The following is a 16,918-nucleotide window of genomic DNA, read 5'->3' as shown; positions in this document are numbered from 1 at the left end:
CATCCCGAAACCCGCCGCAATCCGCCGTGCCAGCCATGGAAGCACCGGTGGGTCGTCTAGTGCTGGTCGTCGTCGAGCGAGTGACCCGGTCGCGGGGAAAAGCCCCCGACAGGGTGGTCAAGTCGGACGAGACTGCCAACTTGTGCCTCGCCAACGCCTGCGGTGTCGGCCGCTCATCTCGTCGACCTCGGCACGTCGAGCTGGATCGGTACGTCCATGAGCGGGTTCTTGCTCGGCAGGGCAATCAGCGTTTGCTTTGGGTCGATCTCGACCGGCGGTTGCAGCCAATATTGGCCGTTGAGAACAAGCACCTTCCAGTGCCGATTGTGCAGCAACAGATGATGGTGAGCGCAAAGCAGTATGGCCTGATCAATATTGGAAAGTCCTAGATCAACCCAGTTTTCGATGTGGTGCGCCTCGGTCCACGACGGCGGTTGCTCACAGCCGGGCCAGCGGCATCCACCGTCGCGCACGGCGAGGGCCCGACGTTGCTCACGGTTGAAAAGACGTTGCTCTCGTCCAACATTGAGGGGCTGCCCAGTCTGACTGAACAGGATACCGAGGTAGCCCGTATCGCACAGGTGGCGGGAAATCGTCTCACCCGAGACCGCCGCCGGGTTGCCTTCGAAATATCCGAACGTCTTCCGGGTCTGGGCCGCCCCGGCGTTTCCACCGACCCGTCCACCAGATTCACCACGAGACATCCCGTCCGTCGCCGGCCCCGGCTCGTTGTTCGTTTCTTTGCCCGTTTCACTGCTCGTTTCGATGCCCGTTTCGATGACCGTCACAACGCCCGTTTCGCTGCTCTTTTCGCTTCCCTTGAGCGTGACCCTTGGTGTTCTCCCGCTGGCGTCATCCGTCTCGGCGGTTCGTGAGGGCTTCGCGTTTTCACCGCTCCTCGCGGCCCCGATGAGCGGGGCGTTCTCGGTTGTCTCGCTGGTCTGACCCGCCTCATTGCTCGCGCCACTCTGGGTTGCTGCACTCGCCGCGGCAGTCGGAGCTTGGATGGTGGTGGGGCGATCGTGTTCGGTGACAATGACGCGCACCACCGGGCGACGGCCTCCAAAGAGAGTGTTCGGGTCGGCATCGGCGCCGAGTTTGAGAAGTTGGGTGAAGGAATCCGCAGCGATCTGATCGACGGTGCGCGGGTCGTCTTTCACGCTCTGCGCCCACGCTGCCCGTTTCGGATCGACGAACCGCACCCCGCCACGCCGCGGACTGGTCAGGGCGTCATAGGTTGCGATCCACATTTCGCCTTGCTCCGCCGGCAGCAGCGCGTGCAGAGTCACCATACCGTCGGCGCGGCGCCAGAGCGACCACGTCGTGTCGTCGCGGGCCTGCTTCTCCCGAGCCAGAATACCCGCCGCATCCAGCTCGTCACGCAAGCGCCGGGCTCGTTTATAGGCCTGCTCGGTATTCATTCCGGGTGCATCGACGAGCAGCACGCGCAGGGCGGCGGCAAGTCTGTCGGCGGTCACGGCCTGGTCGAGGGTGCCTAGGCCACGAAGCAGGGCGTCGCCGACGCCGGGTGAGAAGGTACCGGCAGCGACGGCGTGCATGATCGGCGCCTGCCAGGGAATCACCACCGGCAGCAGCACCACCGCCGGTGGTGGTGGGACCAGCACGATCGGCACGATCGGGACCGCTGCGTCAACCAGGGCAAACGGGCGGGGTGGGGCGTCAAGGAGCGGCAGATCGGGGTTCAACTCAGCCCAAGCGGCGGCCCGATCTGCCTCCCGCGCCTCCCACTGGGCCGCTTGCCACTCCATCTCCCGTTGCGCGTCGGCCGCCGTGTCAGCGGCAGCTTCCCTTGCGGCGGCCTCCGCCGCTTCCGTCGCGGAAGCTGCCGCCCGCTCGGCCTCCCGCACCTCGGCTGCGCTGCGTTCAGCCTTCTCGGTCTCGCTCATCAGCATGCCGACGGCGAGCAGCCGACCAGATTCGATGCGGCTGAGGCCGGTGGCGTGCTGCACCATCAGTGTCGGATTGCCAAACCCGTGCCGCGCCGCCAAACCCGACTGGCCCAGCTGCGGCCGGGACCGCTCCGCGATGGTGCCCGCCAGCAACGCTGCCACCGTGTTGCTCAGCCGCAGCAGATCCGCAATGGGACCACGCGCTGCGAGCACCTCCGCATCACTCAAAGTGGCGAATTCGGCACTGGAGCCGCCGAGCGCGGCGACATCGGCCGCCACCCGGGTGAGCTCCATCGCCATGTTGGTCATGATTCAACCCAACACCCGACCACCGACATTCCCGAGGAAAAATCACTTATATAAACACTAAATCGGTCAAATCCGACAAAGAATACCCAAAAAAATGTTTCTGCTCGTACGTCGACCGATTTAAGGCGACTTCGATCCGCGCCGGCTACTCAGTCCCACTTAACTCGGTCCCGTCACACCCGGTCAAGCAGCGTCACGTGAGGCCCACTTCTCACGTGCCAGTCAGCGAACAGAAAGCCAGAACGACCACAACAATGCCACGTAAGGCCCGTAACTCGACGCGCGACCAGTCGGCACGCTGCGACAGACGATTGGTCGCGTGAGGATGGGTCACACTCCTAGACCGATTCGCACCGTTTCACCAGGTTGTGCATAACTTAAATGGGATTGCGGCAATCCGGTCTAGGGTGACCGCATGCGAAATTCGCCGCGTTGTTATCGCGCGCACAAAGTTGTGCTCGCTGCCTTTATTTTGTCGATCGCTAGCGCCACGCTCAGCGGGTGCACGGCTGCCCTCGAGCCAGCACCCAGCGAGTCTGCGGTGGCTGGCGCCGATGCGACCGCCGCGCCCACCAAAACTCCACCGGTCTTCGCCTCGAACGACGAGGCGTTGGCGGCCGCGCGGGCCGCATATGCCGCATACACGCTGGGCTCCAACGAATTCGCAGCATCACCCCAAGCTGGGAATGGTTTCGATACCTTCAGCGGGTTGGTCAGCAAACGATATCTTCCCGAGGTAACGGCATCAGTGGACAGCTTTGCCGAGTCGGGTCACGTCGGGCGAGGCGCAATTTCGTTTGACACTGTTTCACTCATGAGCTTCTCCGAACCCTCACCAGGACATGTTGAAGTCAGCCTCTATTTGTGCGCGGACGTTTCCGGCCTCCGAATCGTTGACAAAGCAGGGGCAGATGTCACCCCGGCAAACCGCTCCGAACGCACACCAACCCAGGTTGCATTAATTTCAAGTGATACGGACGCATCGAAACTTCTAGTCGATAAGGAAGACACATGGACCGGTCAAAATTTTTGTGGGTGACGCTGACAATCGTGTCGATCGCATTCTGCTCGATCGGTGCGTCTAGTGCCTTCGGCTGCACGCAACTGGGACAGTCTGCCGACGATTGCCCATCATCGGAGCCGCGTGCTCAAGCAATCGTGGTTGGTCCGGGCATTGACCTGACGGCAGATACGACGACGGGCTCCAGCGGCACCGGAACCGGAACCGGAAACGGAAGTCACCCACGACGAGGACGCGGCGGGTCGGGCACGCCAGCGGCACCGACGGTCTGCGCAAACGGCGACCCTGCGAAGCCGGGCATCAAGACCATCCCCTGCGGCAATGGCTCCTTCCTACCCCTCGCCCGCCCCAACACCCCCACAACTCCCTGCACCGCATGCTCCCCCTCCACCATCGTGCACGTCTCCGACTTGCAAAACTTCCCCGCCTACGCCGCCCCCACAAACATGGAACCCAACGGCTGGACCATCGTCGGACTGCCCACAAATTTCTGGGCCGACGCATCCGCTCAAATCCAAGAAGGACTACTCCTCGGCCAACCCGCCCAAGTCATGTTCACCCCAATCGGCTACCACTGGAACTACGGAGACAGCAACACCACCTCAACCCCAACAAACGGCTCAAACTGGAAAAACCTCAACCTCGCCGAATTCTCCAACACCACCACCAGCCACACCTACACAACAAAAGGCACCCACACGGTCGTCCTCACCGTCGACTACCGTGCCGACTACAGCTTCGGCGACCAAGGCTGGCGACCCGTCGAAGGCATCGTCACCGTGCCGTCAGCCCCCTTCACCGTTATCGCCGCCAACGAATCCACCGTGCTCGTCGCCCAAGACTGCAACACCAACCCCCGCGGACCCGGCTGCTGAACGACACAACCACCACACGCTCGACATCGAGAGATTCACCGCAACTCCATGTGCGCGCTCGTCGTGGCGACAACGTCCCGGCCTCAAATCACCGATACCGCTACCTCGGCCATAACCCGACCGATAAGACTCTCCCCTGCTCAGTTTTCCGGGTGTACCCGCACGCCTGAAACCCGCACTGCGCCGGTTCAGTCCGTGGGCTGCCATCGAGATTTAGACTCGAGATAGGCTACGGCTTCGGTGGCGGACCAGCCCTGGGGGTGCGCGGCACGCAAGGCGGTGACCCCGTCGAGGTCAGTACCGAGAGTGACCAGCGGCAACTCCTCGTATCCGTCTCGTCGGGTCTGGCTGAGTCCGACGTTGGCCGTGAGGGCGTTGCACAGGCATTTGCGGCCGGCGGACTCCGCGCTGGAACCGCCCTTGCGCACAAACGTCGCGACCGGTTCGGCTGGGCACCGGTAGCCGAGCACTCCGGGGGAACGTTCGTACGGCACCCGGAGATAACCGAGATCGCATAGGCGTGGGCGCTCTTCATACAGGGTGGCGTCCGACAGGGTTCCCGGCAGCGTCGCGACTTTGAACGGGAATCCTGTCGAAGAGGCCAGCGGATCGGTACGAATCTCCAGCCCCTGGCCGTCGATTTGGCGGAGCAGCTGCTCCCGCAGGGTATCGTCGAGGCCGGATTCGACCGAGAGGGCGAACAGAGTCCCCACCTGAACGCCAGCAGCACCAATCGCGAGCGCTTCGCTGACCCGCTCGGGGGTACCGTAACCGCCGGCGACCCAAAACGGTAGGCCGACCGCTGCGACCTTCGCCAGATCGGCATCATCCCGGGGGCCGTAGACGGGTTGGCCGTCGTTATCGAGGGAACCGCGTCCGCGCGGCGGCGCATTATGCCCGCCGGCTCGCGGCCCTTCGATGATGAAGCCGTCGGGACGCGTCGACTCCTCCCGGGTCAGGTACACAGCGAGCACATGGGCAGCGACGATTGCCAGAAAACGGGGGCGGTGTAACGGCGGCAGTCCTCCACCGGTAAGGGCTTCCGGATCGAACTCGACGGAGTATCTGGTGGTGGAGTTCTCGACGTGCAGGTCGAGCGCCCGGGTCTCGTGCCGGGCCAGTCCGGTGAGCAACGCAGGTATCTCGGCCGGGATTCCAGCTCCCATCAGCACATAGTCGACGCCAGCCAACATTGCTCCGTAGGCCGCGCTCGGGGTGGCCAATTGCACCTTCTCAAGAAAATTGATGCCGACCAAACCATCGTGGCCCTCCTTGGCCAGCCAGACTTCAACGAAGTTCGCGACGACACTCAGCTCTAGCGATTTCACGAGCGGATGCTGGCTGACCTTCGCGATGGGAAGGTACGGAATTCCAGAGCGACGGCCACCGGCCCGAAAGTATTTCCGCAGTACGCGGTCGGCCAGGGCCGGCACCGGGAAGTGAGCCAACGCGCGGCGCACGTGGCCACCCGCGTCGCCGTCCTGCAAGCGCCTTGCGATGACCGTGTCGAGAGCGGTACCGCTGACGACACCGAGCTGCCCCGCCTTGGACACCGCGCGGGCGAGTTGCCACGATGACACGGCAACGCCCATGCCGCCCTGAATGATGGTCGGCAGCGCCTGCGTTGGGCGCGGAGTCGTGGATGTGGCCGTCTCAAGTATCACGGACGCAGTCATCTGGAGCAGAGTCATGGGCGAACCTTTCAGTGACGGACACCACGGCTGGGCGCCCTTTCACAGACTATTCCCGTGCATATTCCGCCCCACGAATACGTTCCGGAGGTCCATGCCAGCTCCGGCCAAAAGCGAAAAGCTAGAAGCGGAGGGCAGACGGCGGAAGGCGCGCTCAACGCGGGACAGCCGTCGTCCGAGTGATTCGGGGCGTCGGTCCGCACGCTCGACCGTGCGGAAGTACCCACAAATAATTACTGCGCCGTCGGCCGACGCAGGCCACCGCGTCAGCGCGCGTCACACCAGTCACCAGTAACCAGTAACCAGTCACCAGTCACCAGTCACCAGTCACCAGAGCACATCAAAGCTATTGCTCTTCAGGCACCCACCAGTAGCTCGCGCGACCGCGCTATCGACCCATGATTGCGCCCTGTTCCCAGCGAGCGGGGTCTTCAGTACTGAGTCATTAGCGCAGGAAGAGTGCTGCAGCGATGCTATTTGCGCGGGTAGTCGCGGGCCGGGGAGCCCACGTAGAGCTGCTGCGGGCGGCCGATCTTGGTGGCCGGATCCTCGTTCATCTCACGCCAGTGCGCAACCCAGCCGGGCAGACGACCGATCGCGAAGAGCACGGTGAACATGCGCGTCGGAAAGCCCATCGCCTTGTAGATGACGCCGGTGTAGAAGTCGACATTGGGGTACAGGCGACGTTCCTTGAAGTAATCGTCATTGAGCGCAATGTGCTCAAGTTCCTGCGCAATGTCGAGCAGGTCGTCCTGCACGCCGAGGGCGGCCAATACCTCATGGGCGCTCTCCTTGACCAGAGTGGCGCGCGGGTCGTAGTTCTTGTAGACCCGGTGCCCGAAGCCCATGAGCTTAACGCCCTGCTCCTTATTCTTGACGCGTTCGACGTACTTTTCGACGCCCTGGCCAGATGCCTGGATCTCACCGAGCATCGATAATACGGCTTCATTGGCGCCGCCGTGCAGCGGCCCGAACAGCGCGTTGATGCCGGAGGAGACCGACGCGAATAGGTTGGCCTCCGTCGAGCCGACCAGGCGAACCGTCGAGGTCGACGCGTTCTGCTCGTGATCTTCGTGAAGCATGAGTAGGCGTTCAAGGGCCTTACTGACGACCGGGTTGATCTCGTAGGGCTCGGCCATGTTGCCGAAGTTGAGCTTGAGGAAGTTGTCGACGAAGCTCAGGGAGTTGTCGGGGTAGAGAAAGGCTTGACCGACGCTCTTCTTGTGCGCGTAGGCGGCCATTACCGGCAGCTTGGCCAGAAGGCGAATGGTCGAAATCTCGACCTGTTCCGGGTCCCTCGGGTCGAGCGAGTCCTGGTAGAACGTAGACAGGGCCGAGACGCCCGAGGCGAGCACACTCATCGGGTGCGCCTTGTGCGGCAGGGAATCAAAGAACCGACGCATGTCTTCGTGCAACAGCGTGTGATGGCGGATGCGATCGTCAAAGTTAGCCAGTTCACTCGCGCTGGGCAGATCACCGTAGATCAACAGCCAAGCCGTCTCGAGAAAGTTCGAGTTCTGAGCGATCTGTTCGATCGGATACCCGCGATAGCGCAGGATACCGGCGTCACCGTCGATATAGGTGATCGCGGAGCGAGTTGCCGCAGTATTCACGAAACCGTAGTCCAGCGTGGTGAGGCCGGTCTTCTTGGTCAGGGTGGAGATGTCGATGCTCGACACGCCGTCCACACTGGTCAGGATCGGGAACTCTGCACTCCCCCCAGGAAAAGTGATGGTGACCTTATTCGGGTCAGCGCTGATCGGTTCGCCGGATGTTGTGTGCTGCGCGACGTCGGTCACGGAGCCTCCTCGGGTATCACTGCCGGATGAAATGTGACGACGCGTCACTGAATCGGCCAGTGATCAAGATGCTGTGGTCGACTCCGTCGCGACTACAGCCTAATCGGCCTGACCACCCGCTGTTGCATCAGCTAAGACTTCGGTCGATTCGTTGGCAGAAGTCCACAAGCCCCAAGCCCAGACAAACGCTGCTTCAGACCACCAGGCGTGCTGCTGCTGCGGCAATACGCTCGTCGGTCGCGGTGAGCGAAAATCGCACGTGCTCAGGGTAGACATCGCCATAGAACGGACCGGGACCGGCCAGAATGCCGAGGGCGGCCATCCGTTCGATGGATTGCCATGCGGGTCGTCCCTCGGTCGCCCACAGGTAGAGCCCCGCCTCGCTGCGATCGATGCGAAAGCCGGCCTGCTCCAGCGCGGGAAGCAGCACAGCGCGGCGTGCGCGATAGCGCTCTTTCTGAACGCTCACGTGCTCGTCGTCGCCGAGAGCGGCGATCATTGCCGCCTGCAGCGGCGCCGGAAGCATGAGGCCGGCGTGTTTACGCACGGTCAGCAGGCGCTCGAGTACGCCGCTACAGCCGGCCGCGAAGGCCGCCCGATAGCCGGCCATATTGGACTGCTTGCTGAGCGAGTAGATAGCGACGATTTTGCGTCGGTCGCCGTCAATAACTCGGTGGTCAAGGATGCTCGGGATGGCCTCGGCATTCCACGGCGCGTCCCAGCCAAGCTCGGCGTAACACTCGTCGCTCACGATCACGGCGTCGAGTTCGCGGGCGCGCGCAACGGCAGCGCGCAGGTCGTCGACCGACAAGACTCGGCCGTCCGGGTTTCCGGGGCTGTTCAGCCAGATCAGCTTGGTCGATTCGGGCCACTCGGCCGGATCATCAGAGGCCACGGCCTTAGCACCGGCAATAGCGGCGCCGATCGCGTAGGTCGGATAGGCCGCCCGCGGGTGCACGATCGTGTCGCCATCGCCGAGGCCGAGCATGAACGGCATGAGCGCCACGAGCTCCTTGGAACCAATCGTGGGCAACACGTTCTTGGGCTCCAGCCCAGTGACACCGCGGCGCCGGGCATACCAGGCGCTGATCGCCTGCTGCAGGGCGGGCGTGCCGACCGTTTGCGGATAAGCGTGGGCATCCGTTGCGGTGCGCAGCGCTTGCTGCACGACGTCGGGCGTGGCATCGACCGGTGAACCGATCGACAGGTCGACGATCCCGCCTGGATGCTGCCGAGCCTGTTCGGCGAACGGAACCATCTGGTCCCAGGGGTAGTCCGGAAGCGGCTTCAGCACGAAAATCGCTTAGTGCTGAACCTGTGGTGGCAGTGCGGAGATGACGGGGTGGTCCTTGGCGAGGACGCCGATTTTGGCGGCTCCGCCGGGGGAGCCGATGTCGTCGAAGAATTCGACGTTGGCTTTGTAGTAGTCGGACCACTGTTCGGGCAGGTCATCTTCGTAGTAGATGGCCTCAACCGGGCAGACCGGTTCGCAGGCGCCGCAGTCGACGCACTCGTCCGGATGGATATAGAGGGAGCGTTCGCCCTCATAAATGCAGTCCACCGGGCATTCATCGATGCAGGCACGATCTTTGACATCAACGCACGGAAGAGCGATCACATACGTCACAGGCTGGGGGTTCCCTTCGAGAGCGGACACCTGATTGTACGCCCCCTCGGTCAGGCCTCTTTCCGTATTACGCGCAGCCGGCTAACGTCGGCGCGGCGGCAGTTTCGGCCAAGCCAGCACGAAAGCCGCGATCAGCGCCGGAACAACAGTCCACAGGGTCCCGGGCAGGCCCGCCGGCACAAGCACCGACCCCCCGGAACCGCGCAGTGACAGCACAAAAATGGTCAGGAGCAATCCCGTCGCGGCGAGGCCGACCACGAACCTGTCCCCCACGACAAGGCGCAGCCCGATCAGCAGCGCTCCGATGCCGACGAACGCGATTGTCAGGCCAATCGGCAGCGCCACCCCGAACAGGGTCAGGGTGGCCTGGTGAGCGATGGTTCCCAGCACACCGAAGAGGATGCCCAGAACCAGTCCGCCGAGACCGCCCAACGAACGGTTCGCCAGGGTCGGGCGCGCGGGCCGTCGGGTGGGCGCGGGCAGCGCTGTGCGCGGGGCATCCGCTCTCAGGAACGTTTCGGTGTCGGTGATGACATCGATGGCCCCGTCCACCAGGACGCGGGTGTGCTCGGTCAGCATCCAGCGCGCAGGGAAGTGCGAGAGTGCGCGCAGTTTCTGGTCGAGGTGAGCGCCGACGTCGATGGCGATGAGACGCTGGCCGGCTGCCTGCCGCACCGTGCAGGCCAGGAACACCGGCAGGCCGGCGTCGTGCGCGGCGGTCGTCGCGACCACACGCAGACCGTCATCGACGGCGCCAACGACCACTGCGGTTGCCCCGAGTGCGTCAATGGCCTCTCGAAAAGTCGAGACCAATTCGAGCGCGGAGACCTGGGGCAAGCGGTGCCAGCTGCGCGCCCCCAGCTCGGCCAACGCCGCAAAGATCGCGGCGTCCGCTTCGATGAGAGCACCGGCGTAGAGCACAACCACCCGTGACCCATCGGCGCGCAGCCGGGCAATCGTGCCGCCGGTAAGTGCGGATTCGTCGCCGGGCCGGGCATGCACGAACAGGATTCGCTCGCCGCTGCCGGACATGACCATGGGCGTACGCACCGTTTCTGTTCTGCTGGCTATTCATCTTGCTGGGTAATACCCGTGCCCGAGTCAAATTATAACTAGACACGTTCGCGGCGTTCCGACTAGAGTCGGATTCGGTAAGGATAGCCTTACCAAAGCTTTCACCCGAAACTTGCCCGAACTATTCGAGGGACCCTGTGCTCGCAAACTACCTGATCGGCCTGCGCGAAGGCCTTGAGGCCGCGCTGATCGTGACGATTCTCATCGCCTACATCGTGAAAATCAACCGTCGTGACGTGCTGCCGCGCATCTGGATCGGCGTGAGCCTGGCCGTGCTCCTCGCCCTCGGCATCGGCGCCTTGCTCACCTATGGCACCTATGGTCTCTCGTTCACCGCACAGGAGACCATCGGGGGCGTGTTGTCGATCGTCGCGACCGGCCTGGTGACCTGGATGGTGTTCTGGATGCTGCGCACCGCACGCGACCTCAAGGGGCACCTGCAGGGCAACATCGACAAGCACCTTGTCGGCACCGGTCTCGGCCTCGTTCTCGTCGCCTTTCTCGCGGTCGGTCGTGAGGGTATCGAGACCGCCCTGTTCCTCTGGGCCGCCGTGCAGGCCACCGGGGCGACGACCATGCCGCTGCTCGGCGCGGCGCTCGGCATCGCGACGGCGATCGGCCTCGGCGCATTGATCTACGCCGGCATGCTCAAGATCAACCTGTCCAAGTTCTTCACCTATACCGGCGCGATTCTTATCATCGTCGCTGCGGGCGTACTCTCCTACGGCGTGCACGACCTGCAGGAAGCCGGATTCCTGCCCGGCCTGCATGCCCTGGCCTTCAACGTGAGCGCCGCCGTGCCGCCGGACAGCTGGTATGGCACGCTACTCAAGGGCACCCTGAACTTCTCTCCCGCCACTACCTGGCTGGAGATGTTCGCCTGGCTGGCCTACGCCGTGCCGACACTGAGCCTCTTCATCAAAAAAAGCCGCCATGGCCGCACGAACACCCACCCGGTTCAGACCGCACCCCAGACGCCGGCGCCCGTTCCGGTTGCCGCGCACTGACTTCTCATCTCTCTGCCAAAGGATCTTCATGCCTCGTGTCTTACGTTATGCCCGCCTACTCGGCGTCGGTGTTCTCGGTGTCACTCTGCTCAGCGGCTGCGTCGCAAACAACCCGGCCGCCTCGCACACTGCCCTCGCCGTAGACAGCAGCGCGACGAATTGCGCAGTATCAGCCAACGAGGCGCCGGCTGGCAGCATTCGCTTCTCGGTCACCAATTCCGGTGATCAGGTGACCGAGTTCTACCTGCTAGCCGCCGACGGCCTGCGCATCGTCAGCGAGGCCGAGAACATCGGCCCCGGTCTCAGTCGCGACCTCGTCGTGCAACTCGACGCCGGCAGCTACTTCACCGCTTGTAAGCCGGGGATGGCCGGCGACAGCGTCGGCAAGGCCGAATTCACCGCCACCAAAACGGATGCCGCCGCCACCGTCAACGTCGACCGCGCCGCCCAGATCGACACCGCCAACTCCGACTACGCCTCATACGTCTCTAATTAGATCGACCAGTTCGTCACGGGCACCGACTCGTTCGGCGACCTTGACCCCAAGCTCGACCTGCGCGAGGCCGACCTCGAAGAGGGCCAGGACCGGACCGCCTGGCACGCGATCGAGAAGGATCTCTGGCCAGCCGAGGCTGAAACCAGTTTCGAGCCCTACAGCGCCGAGAAGCGCGCAGCCTTCACGCAGCAACTCATCACCGACACCGACACCGACACCGACACCCTGCACACAAAGGTGCAGGGTGTGAGTTTCACCCTGTCGCAGCAGTCCAATGGTGCCATCGGCCTGCTCGACGAGGTCGTCACCGATCAGGTCTGGGTGTCGGCGTCCGACGGCCCGGCCTGGCTGGTGGGCGGCTTCTACCTGGTGGCGCGGCGCATCCGCGTGACCATCGAGACCTGGGACCTCTCGATTCACAGCGAGCAAGAGGCTGTGTTCGGGATCACCATGGGGTCAGGGTCTCCGCTCTTCGGCAGCACCGAGTTCACCGAGCCCAACTCCGCCCTGGCCGGCCGGGCAGACCATCCACTCATCGGTGCTGCTGCACACGTGCGGCTGGCGCATCCAGCCCAGAACAACGGTGCCAAATTACTGCGTCGCAGCTGAACCTGGCCAAGCACGATGCGCTCAACGAGTACATTCGGCACGTCAGCAGCGCCCTTTTCGCCGTTCCCGGAGGCATCTCCGACCAGAGTTACGTCGGCGCAGCCCTGGTCGCCTAACCGAGCGCCGGCACCGGAGTGACGGTGTAGAGAACACCATCGGAATTGCCAGCGACGACGACGCCGTAAGCCGCGTTCGCCATTGTGACCACCTCAGCGTCGACTCCGGCCACAACTTCGGTGAAGCCCGCCGCCAACAGCTGGGCCCGCGCGTCGTCCAGGGGAGCCGTCGACGTGGTACTGACGGTCACGACCCAGACACCGACCCCACTCTCGCCCAGGCCACCGGTCGCGAAGAGAACCTCTCCGTCGAGCACAGGAATTTCGGTCGGCCAGTCGGCGGGAAGCTGCCCACCGAGGCTGACGTCACCGCCCGTCGCGTCCTGAACAGCCCCGTTGACGGCGCCATTGACGCTATCGCGCACGGACTCGCCCACGGAGCAGCCCGCCAGGAGCGGTAACCCGGCTGCAGCGACTACAAGAGCGAGAACAACTCGCCGTATTGGTCTGCTGGTTGTCATGAAAAAACCTTTCACGTTATGCGAATGTGTATACCGCGAGGATGCACAAAGTGCCGCTTTGACCTGGTCAAAGCGGCACTCTTTACGATCTCGGGAGCGAAACTGGCTAGTTCGCGTCCATCTTCTTGACGCGTGAAACCTGGCGTGAGCGAGCGGATGCTGTCAGCTCCACCTTGCGAATACGCACGGCAGCAGGGGTGACCTCGACGCACTCGTCTTCGCGAGCGAATTCGAGGCACTGCTCGAGCGAAAGCACCTTGGGCGGCGTCATCGACTCGAACGTGTCGGAACTGGACTGACGCATGTTGGTCAGTTTCTTTTCCTTGGTGATGTTCACGTCCATGTCGTCGGCGCGCGAGTTCTCGCCGATGACCATGCCTTCATAAACCTCACTGGTCGGCTGCACGAAGAACGACATGCGCTCCTGCAGGTTGATGATCGCGAACGGCGTGACAGCACCGGAGCGGTCGGCCACGATGGAACCGTTTGTGCGGGTGTTGATGGTGCCGGCCCAAGGCTCGTAGCCGTGCAGAATCGCGTTGGCGATACCGGTACCACGCGTGTCCGTGAGGAACTGGGTGCGGAAGCCGATCAATCCACGTGACGGAACGATGAATTCCATGCGAACCCAGCCAGTGCCGTGGTTGGCCATGTTCTCCATGCGACCCTTGCGGGCTGCGAGCAGCTGCGTGATGGCACCGAGGTATTCTTCGGGCGCATCAATGGTGAGGTGCTCGTAAGGCTCGTGGATCTTGCCGTCAACGCGCCGGACAACCACCTGCGGCTTGCCAACGGTGAGTTCGAAGCCTTCGCGACGCATCTGCTCGACCAGGATGGCGAGGGCCAGTTCACCACGGCCCTGAACCTCCCACGCGTCCGGGCGTCCAATGTCAACGACCTTGAGCGAGACGTTACCGACGAGTTCGCGGTCAAGGCGGTCCTTGACCATGCGGGCGGTGAGTTTGTGGCCCTTGACCTTGCCCATGAGCGGCGACGTGTTGGTGCCGATGGTCATCGAGATGGCCGGGTCGTCGACCGTGATGGTCGGCAGGGGGCGCACGTCGTCGGGGTCGGCGAGGGTCTCACCAATGGTGATGTTCTCGATACCGGCTACGGCGACGATGTCGCCGGGGCCGGCGCTCTCGGTCGGGTAGCGGTCGAGCGCCTTGGTGATGAGCAGCTCGGTGATCTTCACATTGCTGACGGTGCCGTCCTGCTGCACCCAGGCCACGGTCTGGCCCTTCTTGATCGTGCCCTGGAAGATGCGCAGCAGTGCGAGACGGCCAAGGAACGGCGATGCGTCGAGGTTGGTGACGTGCGCCTGTAGCGGGTGCGTGTCGTCGTAGGTCGGTGCCGGGATGTGCTTGAGGATCGCATCGAACAAGGGCTCGAGGTCGTCGTTGTCCGGCAGGGTGCCGTCTTCGGGCTTGTTCCAGCTGGCGGCACCGTTACGGCCCGACGCGTAGACGACGGGTACGTCGAGGACGGCGTCAAGGTCGAGGTCGGGAAAGTCGTCGGCCATATCGCTCGCGAGGCCGATGAGGAGGTCCTGGCTCTCGGCCACGACCTCGTCGATGCGGGCGTCGGGACGGTCGGTCTTGTTGACCAGCAGGATAACGGGAAGCTTGGCTTCGAGCGCCTTGCGGAGTACGAAACGGGTCTGCGGCAGCGGGCCCTCTGAAGCATCGACGAGGAGCACAACGCCGTCGACCATGGACAGTCCGCGCTCGACCTCGCCACCGAAGTCGGCGTGGCCCGGGGTGTCGATCACGTTGATCGTGATGGGACCCTCAGTGGCGTGGATGCCCTTGTACGAAACCGCCGTGTTCTTGGCGAGAATCGTGATGCCCTTTTCGCGCTCGAGCTCGTTCGAGTCCATCGCGCGCTCTTCAACGTGAGAGTGGTCCGCGAAAGAGTCGGTCTGCTTGAGCATCGCGTCGACCAGCGTCGTTTTACCGTGGTCAACGTGAGCAACGATTGCAACATTTCGGAGGTTATTGCGTGTAGCAATCGCCATAAAAATAAATCCTTACGAAGAATGAGTGCCGCAGAGTCTCGCGCGCGACGAAGAATGGATACCAAGGGTCATAGTGTGACCCAAAGTAGTATCCTACCGTATGATTTTTACGCTCCGGCGGACGGCGAGCCCGGAGGAACTCACAAGCGGGGCGAGACCGGATGGCCTCACCCCGCGTATCAGTACTGCGAGTCGGTTAGCTCTTCCAACCGACGAGGGTCCAGTCGACGGTTTCGAACTGGGTGGCTCCGTAATTCACGAGACCGTCCTTGACCGCGTACACGTTGGGGAGCGGTGCGATCGGAATGATGGGCACGTAGGCGGCCAGCACCTTGTCGATCTTGTCGGCGATCACCAGGCGCTTCTCGGGATCGAGCTCGGTGTTTGCTTCGTCGAAGAGACCGGTGAGCGAGTCATCGGTGATCCCGGTGAAGTTCGACTCGGAACCGACCGGGGAGAACAACGCCTCCGACGACGAAATCGGGAAGGCGGTACCGGCCCAGGAGAAGCCCGTCATTTCAAAGTCGCCCGTGATGACGTAGTCGGAGAAGAATCCAGCCGCGGGAACCTCGTTCAGTTCAACAGTCACGCCGACATCCTTGAGGTCAGCCTGCACCTGAACGGCACGCTGCTTGTTCGTGGCCGTCTCGGCTGGGATCGTCATGGTGAGAACGAGAGGGGTGCCATCCTTCTCACGCACGCCGTTGTCACCTTCCGTGTAACCGAGTTCATCGAGAAGTGCCTTGGACTTGTCGACGTCGAAGCCGATCGCGTCACCGACGTTGTCTACGAACCCCTTCTGACCGGGCATGAAGATGTAGCTTCCCTGCTCGGTGGCAGGAACGCCCACCGGGGTGTTGGCTGATTCGGAAATAACGGACCGGTTGATGGCGTGACCAAGCGCTGTACGCATCTTCACATCGGCGAGCGGCCCCTTGGAACCGTTGAAGGTCACGTGCGTCCAGGTGAGGCCACCGGAAGACTGGATCTGGGCATCCGTTCGTCCCTGGGCGGTCTGGTAGGCGTCGGCGTTGGACGAAATGTAGAGCACGTCCGTTTCGGAGTTGCCGAATGCTGCCGCCTGCGCGTCGCCGCTGACGACCTTTACGTAAATGGTCTCCAGCTTGGGAGTCTGACCCCACCACACCGGGTTGCGGGTGAGCGTGACGACCTGGCCGGTCGTGTCAATGTCCGAAATCATGAACGGTCCGCTGGACGGTATCGGCGACGTGATGTAGCCGGTGTTGAAGGCCTCCGACGTGGAGGTGGCAGCAACCGGAAGAATAGCAGGCAGGTCCGCAAAGACGGACTGCCAGTCCGCGTTGACACTGCTGAACGTCACCGTGAAGTCGAAGTCCCCCTCGATCGGCTCTATCGATTCGATCTCTTCCCAGATCGCGCTCGAGGCCGGCTGGTAGGCCTCATCGGCACCGCTCATGGCACCCCAGGTGGACTCGTAGTCCTTGTAGGTGATGGGAGTGCCGTCTTGCCAGACGGCGTCCGGGTTGAGCTTGATCTCGACGACCTGGGGATCTTCGCTGATGAGCTCGACCGACGTTGCATAGTCGGGGTTGAGCTCCGGTGTTCCGTCTTCGCCGATGGAGTAAATGCTGCCAGCAGTGGGCGAGATGGTGGTCTTCGTATCGACCTCGTTGCCATCGACGTGGGCGAGGTTCCAGTTTGCCGGCATAGCGTTGATGGCCAGGTTGAGCGTTCCCCCATCGGTGATCTGGTCGGCCGTGGCGCTGTCCCAGGCCGTAGACGGCACCGCACCACTCGGGGTGTCGGCGGCACCATTTTCTGCGGTATTGCCGGGCGCGCATGCCGTGAGGAACAGGGCAGACGCACTCAGAACGGCAACTGCTGCGAACGCAGTACTTTTCCGTCTCATAGGGATTCTCCTTTG

14 protein-coding genes are annotated in these 16,918 nt (G+C 63.0%); 5 read left to right on the top strand and 9 right to left on the bottom strand.

Annotated elements, in window-relative coordinates; translation table 11 throughout:
• Nucleotides 1–173: 173 nt before the first annotated feature.
• Nucleotides 174–2,219, bottom strand: a complete 2,046-nt coding sequence (locus tag E3T38_RS11480) for a DUF222 domain-containing protein (protein ID WP_134548328.1) — start codon at nucleotides 2,217–2,219, stop codon at nucleotides 174–176.
• Nucleotides 2,220–2,634: 415 nt separating this feature from the next.
• Here E3T38_RS11480 and E3T38_RS11475 point away from each other — a divergent pair, with 415 nt between their 5' ends.
• Both E3T38_RS11475 and E3T38_RS11470 read left to right on the top strand, forming a co-directional pair.
• Nucleotides 2,635–3,258 carry a hypothetical protein gene (locus E3T38_RS11475; protein WP_134548327.1) on the top strand — a complete coding sequence of 208 codons (624 nt, stop codon included), beginning with the start codon at nucleotides 2,635–2,637 and terminating at the stop codon, nucleotides 3,256–3,258.
• On the top strand, nucleotides 3,231–4,115 hold the full coding sequence (locus E3T38_RS11470; protein ID WP_134548326.1) for a hypothetical protein: 885 nt from the start codon (nucleotides 3,231–3,233) through the stop codon (nucleotides 4,113–4,115). Before E3T38_RS11475 ends, E3T38_RS11470 begins: the two co-directional genes overlap by 28 nt.
• 188 nt (nucleotides 4,116–4,303) lie before the next feature.
• Here the strand turns inward: E3T38_RS11470 and E3T38_RS11465 are convergent, their stop codons facing one another.
• From E3T38_RS11465 to E3T38_RS11445, 5 genes are all read right to left on the bottom strand, one after another.
• A complete protein-coding gene (locus E3T38_RS11465) occupies nucleotides 4,304–5,806 on the bottom strand; it encodes a nitronate monooxygenase (protein ID WP_241984430.1) in 1,503 nt (500 codons plus the stop codon).
• Between the two features lie 473 nt (nucleotides 5,807–6,279).
• On the bottom strand, nucleotides 6,280–7,566 hold the full coding sequence (locus E3T38_RS11460) for a citrate synthase (RefSeq protein ID WP_104201178.1): 1,287 nt from the start codon (nucleotides 7,564–7,566) through the stop codon (nucleotides 6,280–6,282).
• A 232-nt stretch (nucleotides 7,567–7,798) separates the two neighbouring features.
• Complete coding sequence (dapC, locus tag E3T38_RS11455; protein ID WP_304563270.1) at nucleotides 7,799–8,899, bottom strand: succinyldiaminopimelate transaminase; 1,101 nt, start codon at nucleotides 8,897–8,899, stop codon at nucleotides 7,799–7,801.
• Nucleotides 8,900–8,908: 9 nt separating this feature from the next.
• Entirely contained in the window at nucleotides 8,909–9,232 is a 324-nt protein-coding gene (gene fdxA / locus E3T38_RS11450; RefSeq protein WP_104128115.1) for a ferredoxin, read from the bottom strand.
• An 81-nt stretch (nucleotides 9,233–9,313) separates the two neighbouring features.
• Nucleotides 9,314–10,282 (bottom strand): PIG-L deacetylase family protein, encoded by a 969-nt coding sequence (locus tag E3T38_RS11445; RefSeq protein ID WP_134548325.1) that lies wholly within the window; start codon nucleotides 10,280–10,282, stop codon nucleotides 9,314–9,316.
• 161 nt (nucleotides 10,283–10,443) lie between these two features.
• Here E3T38_RS11445 and efeU point away from each other — a divergent pair, with 161 nt between their 5' ends.
• The 3 genes from efeU to E3T38_RS17155 are packed head-to-tail and all read left to right on the top strand — an operon-like array spanning nucleotide 10,444 to nucleotide 12,418.
• Nucleotides 10,444–11,313 (top strand): iron uptake transporter permease EfeU, encoded by an 870-nt coding sequence (gene efeU / locus E3T38_RS11440; RefSeq protein ID WP_134548324.1) that lies wholly within the window; start codon nucleotides 10,444–10,446, stop codon nucleotides 11,311–11,313.
• A gap of 28 nt (nucleotides 11,314–11,341) precedes the next feature.
• A complete protein-coding gene (locus E3T38_RS17160) occupies nucleotides 11,342–11,809 on the top strand; it encodes a cupredoxin domain-containing protein (protein WP_174775235.1) in 468 nt (155 codons plus the stop codon).
• Nucleotides 11,810–12,418: an imelysin family protein gene (locus E3T38_RS17155; RefSeq protein WP_370449032.1), complete on the top strand. Its 609-nt coding sequence runs from the start codon at nucleotides 11,810–11,812 to the stop codon at nucleotides 12,416–12,418. It abuts the gene before it with no gap.
• Nucleotides 12,419–12,530: 112 nt separating this feature from the next.
• Here the strand turns inward: E3T38_RS17155 and E3T38_RS11430 are convergent, their stop codons facing one another.
• From E3T38_RS11430 to E3T38_RS11420, 3 genes are all read right to left on the bottom strand, one after another.
• Nucleotides 12,531–12,995, bottom strand: coding sequence for a hypothetical protein (locus tag E3T38_RS11430; protein WP_134548323.1), 465 nt, complete (start codon nucleotides 12,993–12,995; stop codon nucleotides 12,531–12,533).
• A gap of 106 nt (nucleotides 12,996–13,101) precedes the next feature.
• On the bottom strand, nucleotides 13,102–15,012 hold the full coding sequence (typA, locus tag E3T38_RS11425; protein WP_104197525.1) for a translational GTPase TypA: 1,911 nt from the start codon (nucleotides 15,010–15,012) through the stop codon (nucleotides 13,102–13,104).
• Nucleotides 15,013–15,208: 196 nt separating this feature from the next.
• Nucleotides 15,209–16,903 (bottom strand): ABC transporter family substrate-binding protein, encoded by a 1,695-nt coding sequence (locus tag E3T38_RS11420; RefSeq protein WP_134548322.1) that lies wholly within the window; start codon nucleotides 16,901–16,903, stop codon nucleotides 15,209–15,211.
• Nucleotides 16,904–16,918 lie beyond the last annotated feature (15 nt).

It is taken from the genome of Cryobacterium sp. Hb1 (genome assembly GCF_004403585.1).
Classification (GTDB): domain Bacteria; phylum Actinomycetota; class Actinomycetes; order Actinomycetales; family Microbacteriaceae; genus Cryobacterium; species Cryobacterium lyxosi.
This window is presented reverse-complemented; position numbering and strand designations above follow the sequence as displayed.